Origin of the sequence: Streptomyces capillispiralis (genome assembly GCF_007829875.1) — a bacterium.
Taxonomy (GTDB): domain Bacteria; phylum Actinomycetota; class Actinomycetes; order Streptomycetales; family Streptomycetaceae; genus Streptomyces; species Streptomyces capillispiralis.
Genome location: NZ_VIWV01000001.1, coordinates 6,818,430 through 6,830,595, shown reverse-complemented (window position 1 = coordinate 6,830,595; position 12,166 = coordinate 6,818,430). Strand labels below are relative to the sequence as shown.

14 protein-coding genes and 1 pseudogene are annotated in these 12,166 nt (G+C 71.7%); 7 read left to right on the top strand and 8 right to left on the bottom strand.

Annotation, left to right across the window (positions count from 1 at the left end):
• The first annotated feature begins 36 nt into the window (after positions 1–36).
• Complete coding sequence (locus FHX78_RS29990) at positions 37–1,338, top strand: MFS transporter (RefSeq protein WP_145870516.1); 1,302 nt, start codon at positions 37–39, stop codon at positions 1,336–1,338.
• A 23-nt stretch (positions 1,339–1,361) separates the two neighbouring features.
• Here the strand turns inward: FHX78_RS29990 and FHX78_RS29985 are convergent, their stop codons facing one another.
• Complete coding sequence (locus tag FHX78_RS29985) at positions 1,362–2,207, bottom strand: spermidine synthase (RefSeq protein ID WP_145870515.1); 846 nt, start codon at positions 2,205–2,207, stop codon at positions 1,362–1,364.
• Positions 2,208–2,278: 71 nt separating this feature from the next.
• Positions 2,279–3,448: an elongation factor Tu gene (gene tuf, locus FHX78_RS29980; protein ID WP_145870514.1), complete on the bottom strand. Its 1,170-nt coding sequence runs from the start codon at positions 3,446–3,448 to the stop codon at positions 2,279–2,281.
• Positions 3,449–3,867: 419 nt separating this feature from the next.
• On the opposite strand from tuf, the gene FHX78_RS29975 reads away from it, so the two are divergent.
• Entirely contained in the window at positions 3,868–4,656 is a 789-nt protein-coding gene (locus tag FHX78_RS29975; protein ID WP_145870513.1) for a TVP38/TMEM64 family protein, read from the top strand.
• 16 nt (positions 4,657–4,672) lie between these two features.
• Here the strand turns inward: FHX78_RS29975 and FHX78_RS29970 are convergent, their stop codons facing one another.
• Positions 4,673–5,842: a thiolase family protein gene (locus tag FHX78_RS29970; RefSeq protein ID WP_145870512.1), complete on the bottom strand. Its 1,170-nt coding sequence runs from the start codon at positions 5,840–5,842 to the stop codon at positions 4,673–4,675.
• A 133-nt stretch (positions 5,843–5,975) separates the two neighbouring features.
• Here FHX78_RS29970 and FHX78_RS29965 point away from each other — a divergent pair, with 133 nt between their 5' ends.
• Positions 5,976–6,446, top strand: a complete 471-nt coding sequence (locus FHX78_RS29965; RefSeq protein WP_145870511.1) for a winged helix-turn-helix transcriptional regulator — start codon at positions 5,976–5,978, stop codon at positions 6,444–6,446.
• 168 nt (positions 6,447–6,614) lie between these two features.
• Positions 6,615–7,490 carry an undecaprenyl-diphosphate phosphatase gene (locus FHX78_RS29960; RefSeq protein ID WP_145870510.1) on the top strand — a complete coding sequence of 292 codons (876 nt, stop codon included), beginning with the start codon at positions 6,615–6,617 and terminating at the stop codon, positions 7,488–7,490.
• A 309-nt stretch (positions 7,491–7,799) separates the two neighbouring features.
• On the opposite strand, the gene FHX78_RS29955 is transcribed toward FHX78_RS29960, so the two are convergent.
• The 5 genes from FHX78_RS29955 to FHX78_RS29935 all read right to left on the bottom strand — a co-directional run bounded on the left by FHX78_RS29955 (position 7,800) and on the right by FHX78_RS29935 (position 11,075).
• Positions 7,800–8,216, bottom strand: a complete 417-nt coding sequence (locus tag FHX78_RS29955; RefSeq protein ID WP_145870509.1) for a carbamoyltransferase N-terminal domain-containing protein — start codon at positions 8,214–8,216, stop codon at positions 7,800–7,802.
• Positions 8,217–8,250: 34 nt separating this feature from the next.
• Positions 8,251–9,096 (bottom strand): helix-turn-helix domain-containing protein, encoded by an 846-nt coding sequence (locus FHX78_RS29950; RefSeq protein WP_145870508.1) that lies wholly within the window; start codon positions 9,094–9,096, stop codon positions 8,251–8,253.
• 112 nt (positions 9,097–9,208) lie between these two features.
• Positions 9,209–9,946, bottom strand: coding sequence for an aldo/keto reductase (locus tag FHX78_RS29945; RefSeq protein WP_167531886.1), 738 nt, complete (start codon positions 9,944–9,946; stop codon positions 9,209–9,211).
• 10 nt (positions 9,947–9,956) lie between these two features.
• Complete coding sequence (locus tag FHX78_RS29940) at positions 9,957–10,313, bottom strand: PQQ-dependent sugar dehydrogenase (RefSeq protein WP_145872213.1); 357 nt, start codon at positions 10,311–10,313, stop codon at positions 9,957–9,959.
• Positions 10,314–10,322: 9 nt separating this feature from the next.
• On the bottom strand, positions 10,323–11,075 hold the full coding sequence (locus tag FHX78_RS29935) for an SDR family oxidoreductase (RefSeq protein WP_145870507.1): 753 nt from the start codon (positions 11,073–11,075) through the stop codon (positions 10,323–10,325).
• A gap of 271 nt (positions 11,076–11,346) precedes the next feature.
• Between FHX78_RS29935 and FHX78_RS37180 the strand changes: the two genes are divergently transcribed.
• The 3 genes and pseudogenes from FHX78_RS37180 (at position 11,347) to FHX78_RS29920 (ending at position 12,154) form a co-directional block, all read left to right on the top strand.
• Positions 11,347–11,730, top strand: a complete 384-nt coding sequence (locus tag FHX78_RS37180) for a hypothetical protein (RefSeq protein WP_189908631.1) — start codon at positions 11,347–11,349, stop codon at positions 11,728–11,730.
• 5 nt (positions 11,731–11,735) lie between these two features.
• A pseudogene (locus FHX78_RS29925) lies at positions 11,736–11,864 on the top strand (undecaprenyl-diphosphatase); the annotation flags it as partial.
• Between the two features lie 110 nt (positions 11,865–11,974).
• Positions 11,975–12,154 carry a hypothetical protein gene (locus tag FHX78_RS29920; protein ID WP_145870506.1) on the top strand — a complete coding sequence of 60 codons (180 nt, stop codon included), beginning with the start codon at positions 11,975–11,977 and terminating at the stop codon, positions 12,152–12,154.
• Positions 12,155–12,166: the final 12 nt, after the last annotated feature.

The following is a 12,166-nucleotide window of genomic DNA, read 5'->3' as shown; positions in this document are numbered from 1 at the left end:
TTGGCACGTCGGCCCCGCCCCGGCGATAGTCACGGGGTGCCGACCACCGTCCTCCGCCGCCGCCCCGCCTGGGCGGGCCGCAACTACTCCCTGCTGACCGCCGCCGCTGTGGTGACCAACCTGGGCAGCCACGGCGCGCTGATCGCCGCCGCCTTCGCCGTGCTGGGCGCGGGCGGCGACGCCGGCGACGTGGGTCTGGTGGCCGCCGCCCGCACCCTGCCGCTGGTGCTCTTCCTGCTGATCGGCGGCGCGGTCGCGGACCGGCTGCCGCGCCACCGGGTGATGGTCGCGGCCAACGCCCTGAACTGCGTCTCGCAGGCCGCGTTCGCGGCACTGGTCCTGGCGGGCGAGCCGCGGCTGTGGCAGATGATGCTGCTCAGCGCGCTGGGCGGCACCGGCCAGGCGTTCTTCAGCCCGGCCGCCGAGGGCATGCTGCTGTCGTCGGTCCAGGGCGAGCAGGCGGGCCGGGCGTTCGCGGTGTTCCGGATGGCGATGCACGGGGCGACCCTCGGCGGGGCCGCGCTCGGCGGCGCCATGGTCGCCGCGATCGGACCGGGCTGGGTGCTGGCGGCGGACGCGGCGGCCTTCGCGGCCGCGGCGGCGCTGCGGGCCTTCCTCGACGTGAAGCACGTCCCGCCGCGCGCTCCCGGTGGCGGCATGCTCGCCGATCTGCGGGAGGGCTGGCGGGAGTTCAGCGGGCGGCCCTGGCTGTGGGGCGTCGTCGTCCAGTTCTCCGTCGCGAACGCGGTGGTCGGCGCGGCCGACGCCGTCTACGGGCCGCTGGTCGCGCGGGACCACCTCGGCGGTGCCGCGCCGTGGGGCGTGGCGCTGGCCTTCTTCGGCGGGGGCACGGTGGTGGGCGCGCTGGTGATGACCCGCTGGCAGCCGCGCCGGATGCTGTTCGTGGGCACCCTGTGCGTGTTCCCGCTGGCCCTGCCGTCCGCCGCGCTGGCCGTCCCGGTGCCGGTCGCCGTGCTGTGCGCGGTGATGTTCGTGACCGGTGTGTCCCTGGAGGTGTTCGGCGTCTCCTGGATGACCGCGCTGCACCAGGAGATACCGGAGGACAAGCTGTCCCGGGTCTCGGCGTACGACTGGTTCGGCTCCGTCGCGCTGGTGCCGGCCGCTATGGCGCTGGCGGGCCCGGCGGAGACGGCTTTCGGGCGCACGGAGGCGCTGTGGGGCTGTGCCGCGCTGGTGGTGGTCGTCACGGCGGCGGTCCTGTGCGTCCCGGACGTACGCGACCTGCGGCGCCGTACCCGCCACGTCACCGAAGCGGCCCCGGAGCCGGCCGGTGCGCCGGCGGCCGAGCCCGAGCGCCCCGTGGGTGGGCTCACCTGACGCACCGCGTCCCGTGCCGCCGCTCAGCCGATGCCGAACGCTCCCTCGGGGGGCTCGGGTGAGGGCACCGCGTCCTCGTCCCGCACCGGCCGTGCGCCGCCCGTGAAGTCCCGGAGGGCCGCGCCGTGTTCGACGCGGGCGGGGAAGGCGTCGGCGGCGGTGCGGCGGGAGAGGGCGGCGATGTCCAGCGGGCGGTGCGCGGCGGCCAGCACCGCGTTGCCGAAGCGGCGCCCGCGCAGCACCCCCGGCTCGGCGATCAGCGCCAGTTCCTCGAACCGCGTGGCCAGTGTGGCGAGCTGGGAGCGGAGGAAGGCGAACGGGGCGGCGTCGGCGAGGTTGGCGAGGTAGACCCCGCCGGGGCGCAGCACGCGCGCGGCCTCGTGCACGTAGGCCACAGAGGTCAGGTGCGCCGGGACGCGTGAGCCGCCGAAGACGTCGGCGACGAGGACGTCCGCGCTGTCGTCGGGCGCCGCCTCCAGCCAGGCGCGGGCGTCCGCCGCGTGCAGCGCGACGCGGGAGTCCGGGGGCAGCGGCAGGTGTTCGGCGACCAGGTCGAGCAGCGGGCCGTCGGCGTCGACGACGTGCTGCCGGGAGCCGGGCCGGGTGGCGGCCAGGTAGCGGGGCAGGGTCAGGGCGCCGCCGCCGAGGTGCAGCGCGTCCAGCGGCCGGCCGGGCTCGGCGACGGTGTCCAGGAGGTGCCCGAGCCGCCGGGCGTACTCGAACTCCAGGTGCGTCGGCTCGTCCAGGTCGACGTACGACTGGGGCGCCCCGTCGACGGTGAGCAGCCAGGCGCGCTCCCGGTCGATGTCGGGCATCAGCTTGGCGGTGCCGTGCTCGACGACACGGGTCACGGGGAGGGGCTCGCTCACCGTCACATTGTGCCGTCGCCGGTGCGCGGGGCCGCCCGCCCCCTCGGGGGGAGGGGGCGGCCCCGCGTGGTTCAGCCGACCTCCGTCACCGTGCCGGCCCCGACGGTGCGGCCGCCCTCCCGGATGGCGAAGCCGAGTCCGGGCTCCAGCGGCACCTCCCGGCCCAGCTCCACCGTCATGGTGACGGTGTCCCCGGGCCGGGCGACGGCCGTCCCGCCGAGGTCGACGTCGCCGACCACGTCCGCGGTGCGGATGTAGAACTGCGGCCGGTAGCCGGTCGACACCGGTGTCGTGCGGCCGCCCTCGCGGGCCGACAGCACGTACACCTGCGCGGTGAAGCGCCGGCTCGGCACCACGCTGTCCGGTGCGGCCACCACGTGCCCGCGCCGCACCGCGTCGCGCGGCACCCCGCGCAGCAGCAGCGCCACGTTGTCCCCGGCCTGCGCCTCCGCCATGGGCTTGCCGAAGGTCTCCAGGCCGGTCACCACGGTCTCCACGCCGGCGCCGAGCACCTGGATCCGGTCGCCGACGCGGACGGTGCCGCGCTCGACGGCGCCGGTGACGACGGTGCCCCGGCCGGTGATGGTGAGCACGTTCTCCACCGGCAGCAGGAAGGGCGCGTCGACGTACCGCTCGGGCATGGGCACGTAGGTGTCCACCGCGTCGAGCAGCGCGTCGACCGACGCCGTCCAGCGCGGGTCGCCCTCCAGGGCCCTGAGCCCGGAGACCCGGACGACGGGCGCGGAGTCGCCGCCGTAGCCGTGCGCGGAGAGCAGGTCGCGGACCTCCAGCTCGACCAGGTCGGTCAGCTCCTCGTCCCCGGCGTCGGCCTTGTTGAGCGCGACCACGATGTGGTTCACGCCCACCTGCCGGGCGAGCAGCACGTGCTCGGCGGTCTGCGGCATGATCCCGTCGAGCGCGGAGACCACGAGGATCGCCCCGTCGAGCTGCGCGGCTCCGGTGACCATGTTCTTGACGTAGTCGGCGTGGCCGGGCATGTCGACGTGCGCGTAGTGCCGGGTGTCGGTCTCGTACTCGACGTGCGCGATGTTGATGGTGATGCCGCGCGCCGCCTCCTCCGGGGCCCGGTCGATGCGGTCGAACGGGACGAAACTGCCGGAGCCGCGCTCGGCGAGGACCTTGGTGATGGCGGCGGTCAGGGTGGTCTTGCCGTGGTCGACATGGCCCATCGTGCCGATGTTCAGATGCGGTTTGGTGCGGACGTACGCCGTCTTGGACATGGCGGTACCTCGAAGCCTCTCGATGGTGACGCGTGCGCGTCCCGGCTCGCGGCGGATGCGGCGGGCGGCGGGACGGGGACCCCCGGGAAGGTGCCGACCCTCCCCCTGCGGGGTCCGCCGGACGATCCGGGGAGGGTCAGCTTCGGGCGCCGTCGACTGCGGCGAGGACAGCGGGAACGGCAGCCTTCGGGGCATCCGCGACGGCGGATGCTGCGAGGTGGAAGGCGTACCGGAACATGGGGTCGATCCTTGCCGACGACCCGCCCCGCGTCGAATGGTTTTCGGCGACGGGACGCCGGGTCACGGCGGCGCGGCCGTCCCCGGGGGCGGTGTCCTCGGGGGCCGTTGTTCCGTCCCCTGTTACGCCCATGAGACGAACACTACGGCGATCACACACATATGTCGGTTAGTGTCACCGGATGCTCGATGCCACCACCCGCTCTGGGGGCACCGCCACGGCCTCTCCCCGGGCCACCTCCACCGACCTCGCGGTCGCCGTCCCCACGGCCGCCCCCGCGCTCGCCCCCGCCACCGGTCCCGCAGCCCGCTGCGCCAGAGTGCTGCTGTCGCCGTGGTCGCGGCTGTCGCTGCTGGTCGTGCTGCTCGCCGCCGCGGCGTCGCTGGTGCTGGCCTTCCAGCCGCAGCGGCTGCTGACCGAGGGCTGGCCGGCGCACCTCGGCGGGGCCGCGGCGGTCGTGGCGTACGCGGTGGCCTACGGGGTGTGCACGGTGGCGTTCGTGCCGCGCCCGCTGCTGAACCTCGCCGCGGGCGCGCTGTTCGGGACGCAGCTCGGTCTGGGGGCCGCGCTCGGCGGCACGGTGCTCGGTGCCGGGCTGGCGTTCTGCCTGGGGCGGGCGCTCGGGCAGGACGCGCTGCGTCCGCTGCTGCGCGGGCGCTGGCTGAAGGCGGCGGACGACCAGCTCAGCCGGCACGGCTTCCGCTCGATGCTGGCGGCCCGGCTCTTCCCGGGCATCCCGTTCGCCGCCTCGAACTACTGCGCCGCCGTCTCCCGGATGGGCCTGCTGCCGTTCCTGCTGGCGACGGCGCTCGGCTCGGTCCCGAACACCGCCGCCTACGTGGTGGCCGGCGCCCGCGCCTCGACGCCGACGTCCCCGGCCTTCCTGATCGCGCTGGCCTGCATCGCCGTACCGGGTCTGGCGGGCGCTGTGGTGGCGTGGCGCAAGCGGCACCGGCTGGGCGGGCGCTGAGGAGCCCGGCGGGGCGTCAGACCCGTTCGAGGACCATCGCGTTGGCGAGTCCGCCGGCCTCGCACATGGTCTGCAGGGCGTAGCGGGCACCGCGTTCGCGCATCGCGTGGACCAGGGTCGTGGTCAGCCGGGTGCCGCTGGCGCCGAGCGGGTGGCCGAGGGCGAGGGCGCCGCCGTGCACGTTGACCCTGGCGAGGTCGGCGCCGGTCTCCTGCTGCCAGGCCAGGACCACACTGGCGAACGCCTCGTTGACCTCGAACAGGTCGATGTCGTCCAGTGACAGGGAGGCGCGGCGCAGCACCTTCTCGGTGGCGGGGACCACGCCGGTGAGCATCAGCAGCGGGTCGGAGCCGGTGACGGCGAAGCTGTGCAGCCGGGCGAGCGGGCGCAGGCCGAGCCGGGCGGCGGTCTCGCTCGACGTGATCAGGACGGCGGAGGCGCCGTCGTTGACCGGGCTGGCGTTGCCGGCGGTGACGTTCCACTCGATCTGCGGGAAGCGGGCGGCGTAGGCGGGGTCGTGGTAGGCGGGGCGAAGGCCGGCCAGGGTCGCCGGGTCGCTGTCGGGGCGTACGCACTCGTCGCGCGTGACGCCGTCCAGGGGTGCCACCTCGGCGTCGAACAGGCCGGCGTCCCAGGCCGCGGCGGCCCTGCGGTGCGAGGAGACGGCGAAGGCGTCCATCCGCTCGCGGGTGAGCGACCACTTGGCGGCGATCAGTTCGGCGCTGATGCCCTGCGGCACCAGGCCCTCGGGGTAGCGCTCGGCGACTCCGGGGCCGAAGGGGTCCTTGCCCTCGGGCACGTTGGACCACATCGGCACCCGGCTCATGGACTCCACGCCGCAGGCCACGACGAGGTCGTACGCGCCCGAGAGGACGCCCTGCGCGGCGAAGTGCACGGCCTGCTGGGAGGAGCCGCACTGGCGGTCCACGGTGGTGGCCGGGACGGACTCCGGCAGTCCGGCGGACAGGACGGCGTAGCGGGTGGTGTTCATGGCCTGCTCGCCGACCTGGTCGACGGTGCCGCCGATCACGTCGTCGATCAGCTCCGGGTCGACGCCGGAGCGCTCGACGAGGGTGCGCAGGGTGTGGGCGAGGAGTTCGACGGGGTGGACGTGGGCGAGGGCGCCGTTCGGCTTGCCCTTGCCGATGGGGGTGCGTACGGCTTCGACGACGACTGCGTCACGCATGGTGCGGGCCTCCTCGACCGCCCGGGCGCGGTGCGGCCGGACGGATCAGCATCGACCTACCAGTGAGTAGGAAATCCGAACTCACCATAGCTCCGTGCGTTGGAATTTCCAACCCTCCCGTAGAATCGGCCGTATGGCCGCCACCAAGCACCCGCGCCCCTGCTCGATCGCCGACACGCTCGCCCTGGTCGGCGAGAAGTACTCCCTGCTCGTCCTGCGCGAGGTGTGCCTCGGCAACGGCCGCTTCGACCAGCTGGTGCGCAACACCGGCGCCCCGCGCGACATCCTGGCCACACGGCTGAAGCGGCTGGTCGAGGCCGGGATCCTGACCAAGGTCCCCTACAGCGAGCGCCCGCAGCGCTTCGAGTACCGGCCCACCCGGGCGGGGCTGGAGCTGGAGCCCGTACTGCTGACCCTGAAGGAGTGGGGCGACCGCCACCTGCACCCGGACGGCGAGCTGCCGATGGTGCTGGAGCACGTCTGCGGCGACGAGTTCGTCCCGGCCGTCACCTGCCGGTCCTGCGGCGACGAGGTGCGCCACGAGGACCTGACCGCGCACCCGCGGTCCCCGGGGTGGACGACCGCCGGCCCGACGGCGGCCTGAGCCGCGCCCCGCGGCCGCTCCCCGGCCGTCCGGCCCCTGTGTCGGGACCTTCATCTTGGGGCGCTACGCTTCCCCCTCGGCACACCTGATCGACGATCACCGCCCCTCGGCGGTGGTGCGGCGTGCCCTTCGTCCGTTCCACGATCGGCACTTGGACTCCGCTACCTCATGTCTTGGTTTGAATCCCTCATCCTCGGACTCGTCCAGGGGCTGACCGAGTTCCTGCCCGTGTCCTCCAGCGCGCACCTGCGGCTGACCGCGGCCTTCTCCGGCTGGGAGGACCCGGGCGCGGCCTTCACCGCGATCACCCAGATCGGCACGGAGGCCGCGGTCCTGATCTACTTCCGCAAGGACATCGGGCGCATCCTGTCCGCGTGGACGCGGTCGCTGACGAACAAGGAGATGCGGCGCGACCAGGACGCCCGCATGGGCTGGCTGGTCATCGTCGGCTCGATCCCGATCGGCGTGCTCGGGGTGACGCTCAAGGACCAGATCGAGGGGCCGTTCCGCGACCTGCGGATCACCGCGGCCATGCTGATCGGCATGGGCATCGTGCTCGGCATCGCCGACCGCCTCGCCGCGCGGGGCGAGAGCGGCGGCCGGCACCGCGTGGCCAAGCAGCGCAAGGAACTCGGGGACCTGACCGTCAGGGACGGTCTGATCTACGGCATCTGCCAGGCCATGGCCCTCATCCCGGGCGTCTCCCGCTCCGGCGCCACCATCAGCGGCGGCCTGTTCATGGGCTACCGGCGCGAGGCCGCGGCCCGCTACTCGTTCCTGCTCGCCATCCCGGCGGTGCTGGCCTCCGGCCTGTTCGAGCTGAAGGACGCCGCGGAGGGCGGGCACGTCTCCTGGGGCCCGACGGCCTTCGCCACGGTGATCGCCTTCGCGACCGGCTACGCGGTGATCGCCTGGTTCATGAAGTTCATCTCGACCAAGAGCTTCATGCCGTTCGTCTGGTACCGCATCGCGCTCGGCATCGTCATCATCGTCCTGGTCTCGATGGGTGTGCTGAGTCCTCATGCTGCGGAATCGGCGCACTGATCCGGTAGGCACATGTAGCGCCATCCAGCGTTTTCCAGCGCCTGACTGCGGCACCACTCCATGATCATCTCCCACTTGTCTCCCACTCAGGAGACCGGGAGACGATCAGCCCGAAGTGCGCACCTGCAAAGTCGGGAGCAGAAATAGGGCCCGCACAGCAGCAGCTGTGCGGGCCGTTCCGCGTGGCGGCCGGCCCGGGTCGGTCGAGGCTGAGGCGCGCCGGCAGGCCCTGGACACGGCCGGCCAGCGCCTTCTCCGGGTCCGGGGTGATGCGGGCAAGTGCCACTGCGGCCGTCACGATGACGTCGCTCAGCTCCTTCTCGACGAGCCGCCGGCGCGGGCGGTGAGGAAGTCGAGGGTGTAGCGGTCGGGGTTGCCGTAGCCGGCCAGGCCCATGAGCTTGCCGGAGCTGGTCCAGTTGCCGAGTCCGAGGTGTTCGGCGACGGTTTCGTAGGACCAGCCCGGCGACTGGCTGAACGGGAACTGGCGCAGGACCTTCAGTCCGTCGGCGGTGCCGTGGGCGAGGGTGGCAAAGACGCCGTCGCCGGAGCCGTCGACCACCAGGACGGCGGCCTCGTCGAAGCCGCTGGGGTGGAAGGCGGAGGCGGCGTGCGCGAGGTGGTGCTCGACCACGGTGACCTGCCGGGGCCGGTGGTGGTCGAACAGGACGGGGCCCGGGCGCGACCGCTGAGCACGGCCCCATGCCTGGACCGCGGACCTGGTCACCGATGCCGGCGGCGACTGCGAAGGTCCGTGGCCGTCAGTCGAAGTTCTGCTCGCCGAGCACGGACAGGAAGGACAGTTTGGCGCCTGCGCCGGAGCCGGGGCGCGGGCGGAAGACGATGAGACGGTGTCCGGTGGCCGGACTCAGGACGACATCGCACTGCAGGTCGAGCACGCCTGCCTCTGGGTGCTGAATGCGCTTGGCGGATGAGGTCAGCGGTTCCACCTCATGGTCCTCCCAAAGGTTACGGAACTCCGCGCTGCGCTCCAGCAGGTCCTTCGCCAGTTCGGTGCCATATTTCTCGCGCGCGGGCCGACGGGCCAGACCTGAGCGCAGATCCGCGGCGTAGGCGCGGCCGATGGCCGCGTGTTCCTCCGGGACGTTCAGGGCACGTGAGGACGGGTCGGCGAACCAGCGCCAAGTGACGTTGGAGTCGAAATCCGGCAGCCCGGTCCAGGGGCCGAGCAGCGCGGTGGCTGCCTGATTCTGCGCCACCACGGTCAGCAGGTCGTCGGTGATCTGGGCCGGGGTCTCGGACAGGGCGTCGAGCAGGAACAACATGGCCGGGTCGATGTGGGCGTAGGCCGAGTGGCGTGACGGTGGTTCCTGTCCGGCCAGACGGAACAGGTAGTCCCGCTCGTCCAACGACAGGCGCAGGGCCCGGGCCAGACTGGCCAGGGTGGCCGATGAGGCGTTGGTCAACCGCCCCTGCTCCAGCCGACCGTAGTAATCGGAAGAGATCGCGGCCAGCGAGGCCACCTCCTCGCGTCGCAGTCCGGGAGTGCGCCGACGTCCGCCTGGGGAAAGACCCGCTTCCTGGGGGGACAGACGTTCGCGCCGATGGCGCAGGAACCCGCCGAGCGAATCATTTTCGGTGGACACCAGCTACCTCCTTCTGGTTCGAAGCCCCAGGCCGGAGGGTCCGAGGGAAATCTCTGAAAGATCGGACAAGCTCATGCGGGTGAATTCTCCCCCACGAAGCGTGGATCGCGGTTCAAGCCGCGGCAGGCCGCGGGCCAGAGCGCCCACGCTCCCCCCGGTCGATCCGGTCGGTGCGGGTCATGTCACCCGGGCTGAGTACGAAGTCGTCCGACGCCAGGTTCTCCCGGATCCTGGGCCCTGCGCCGGCCTTGGGCATGACCGGATCGCCGCGCCGCAGGTGCCAGCGCAGGATCACCTGGGCGGATGAACGTCCGACGTCCTGGGCCACCGACGCGATCGTCCGGTCCCGTAGCACGGCCCCGGCGCCCAGGGGGGACCACGCCTGAACGGCAATGCCGAGGTCGGCACAGTTCACAGCCGGGCGGATACCGCCGTCGCCCAGAATGCGCTCCAGATGTCCCCGGTGGAAGTCGGAGACGCCGACCGAGCGCAGTCGGCCGTCGGCCTGGGCCTCCTGCAGGGCCCGCCAGGTCTGCGCGTAGTGTCCCTGCTGCGGCCAATGGATCAGGTAAAGGTCCGGGTGCGTGCCCAATTCGCCCACACTCGCATCGATCGCCTGACGGACGTGTGTGCGCGCCGAAGGGCAGTTTGCTGGTGACCCACAGCGATTCTCGGGGCAGGTCACTGGCGGCACCGCTTTGCCCACCCGGGCCTCATTGCGGTAGTAGCGGGCGGTGTCGATGTGACGGTACCCGGCCACCAGAGCCGTCCCCACCAGCCGTTCGGTATCCGGAGAGGGCATGAGACAGGTACCAAAGCCGATCTGCGGGATCTGGCATCCGTCGTTCAAAGGAATTGTGTCAAGGAGCATTCACCTCGATGCGCAGCAGGTGGTCGTCCCCGTCCCGAGACGGAGTGCCACCCCAGGTCGACGCATCGGTGTTGGACGTAGTGATCCACAACGAACCGTCCGGTGCCGTCCGGACCGCCCGAATACGTCCGTAGGTGCCTTCGAGGTGGGAGATCGGCTGCCCGGAGGGCTGCTCACCCGCAACCGGGAGTTGCCAGAGGCGTTGCCCGCCCAGCGCGCCCACCCACAGCGACCCGGCCGCGTAGGCCGTTCCCGAGGGCGAGGCGTCATCCGGGCGAAGGGTGAAGATCGGCGGTTCTCCGGTGTCGCCCTCGATGCCCTCGGTGGCCGGCCATCCGTAGTCCAGGCCGGGAGGTCAGGAGCGGTAGCGCCCGGCCAGAACGCCAAGCACGTCCTGGTAGCGGCCCTCGGCCACGGCGTTGCGCTGCCACTTGACTCGCTCGACCAGGATCTGCTCGGCGTCGCCGGCCTTCTCCAGCAGGGTCATGACCTCCTCGAGGAACTCCTCCAGGGGCATCGCGATCGGCGACTCCTCCTGGTTCATCAGCGTGGTCCGGACCGCCGGCGGGACCAGTTCGATGACCTGGACGTTGCTCTTCTCCAGCTGCACCCGGATGCCCTCGGTGAAGGAGTGGATCGCGGCTTTGGTGGCGTTGTAGGTGGGCGTGGCCGGTAGCGGCACATAGGCCAGACCGGAGGAAACCGTGATGATGGTCGCCTTTTCGCCCTTCTGCAGGGCCGGCAGGAACTGGTAGACCAGCCGGATCGGGCCCAACAGGTTGGTTTCGACGGTCTGCTCGGCGACCTGTAGCGAGCCTTCGGTCGCGAGGTCCTCGGGCAGCATGATGCCCGCCATGGTGATCAGCGTGTCCAGCTGCGGGTAGCGGGAGGTGACGCTCTCGTACGCCTGGGCGATCGAGGCGGGGCTGGTGGTGTCGATCACGACGGTGCCGATACCGGCGTGCTGGGAGCGGATCTCGTCCAGCAGCTCGGCGCGTCGGCCGCCGACGATCACAGTATTGCCCTTGGCCTGCAGGCGCAGGGCCAGGCCGAGGCCGATGCCGGAGGTGCCGCCGGGGATGAAAATGGTGTTGCCGCTGATGTTCACGGAGGCTCCTGGTCATTGGTGCTCGGTTCGATGCGTTCAGTACACCTGCCGATATCGGCATCAGGAAGGTCAAGCTTTTCCAGGGAGCGCCACTCCCTGGCTACGCGGGGATGTCCGACAGGGATGAGTGCGACGTCGTACGGAGCGACGGTCCGCTCCGACGAGAACGGCGACCTCCGTGCTTCTGCCGGGCATGCGCAAGCAGCGGAGTCCCTCGTGCCGGCAAACCCACCGGGAAAGATCGCGGTGATCGTCCTGGCCGTGCTGCGGCATGACCAGCGCCTCGCCGACATGGCCGGGCGGAAACAACGTGTCGGAATCCACCGTCCGGCGCCCGCGCGACGAGCTGATCGGACTGCTCGCCGCCCAGGCTCCACGCCTGGACCGCGCCCTGAACGAGATCGCCAGACAGGGCGGAGATCTGGTCCTGATCGACGGCACCCTCGTCCGCACCCAGCGCCGCACCGGCAAAGCCGACCGGCGGAACTACTCCGGCTGTGAGCAGGAGATCGCCGATTCGCTGCAAACCAGGTGGCTGCGCTTCGTGGCCAGCGAGGGAGAGCTCTGGAAGGTGCCCTCTCCCACTGCTCTCTGTTTCGATCCTGAAAAGTGGTGGAAACAGCAGGTCAAAGCCGCTCAGGACCTCGACGCATGAACTCGTTCATGAAGTTCATCTCGACCAAGAGCTTCATGCCCTTCGTCTGGTACCGCATCGCGCTCGGCATCGTCATCATCGTCCTGGTCTCCATGGGCGTCCTCAGCCCGCACGCGGCGGAGTCGGCGGGCTGAGTCGGCGGGCTGAGTCCGGGGGTACGTGTCCCGGGCACGTGACCGAGGACATACGGGACGGGTAGCCGCCCGGTAGCGCACTGTCAGTCCATGGCCCTAGGCTTGTGGGCATGTCCCCCGATTTAATGACCCCTGGTTCCGTGCGGTCCGCCGCCGAGGTCAACGAGCAGATCCGCGCCCTGTGGCTGCGCTCGGGCGGGTCCCTGTCCGCCCAGGAGCGCGCCGAGTACGAGCTGCTGGTGGTCGAGTGGGCGGCTGCGATCGCCGGACAGGTCGTCGAGGCGGCCTGACGGCCCCGGACG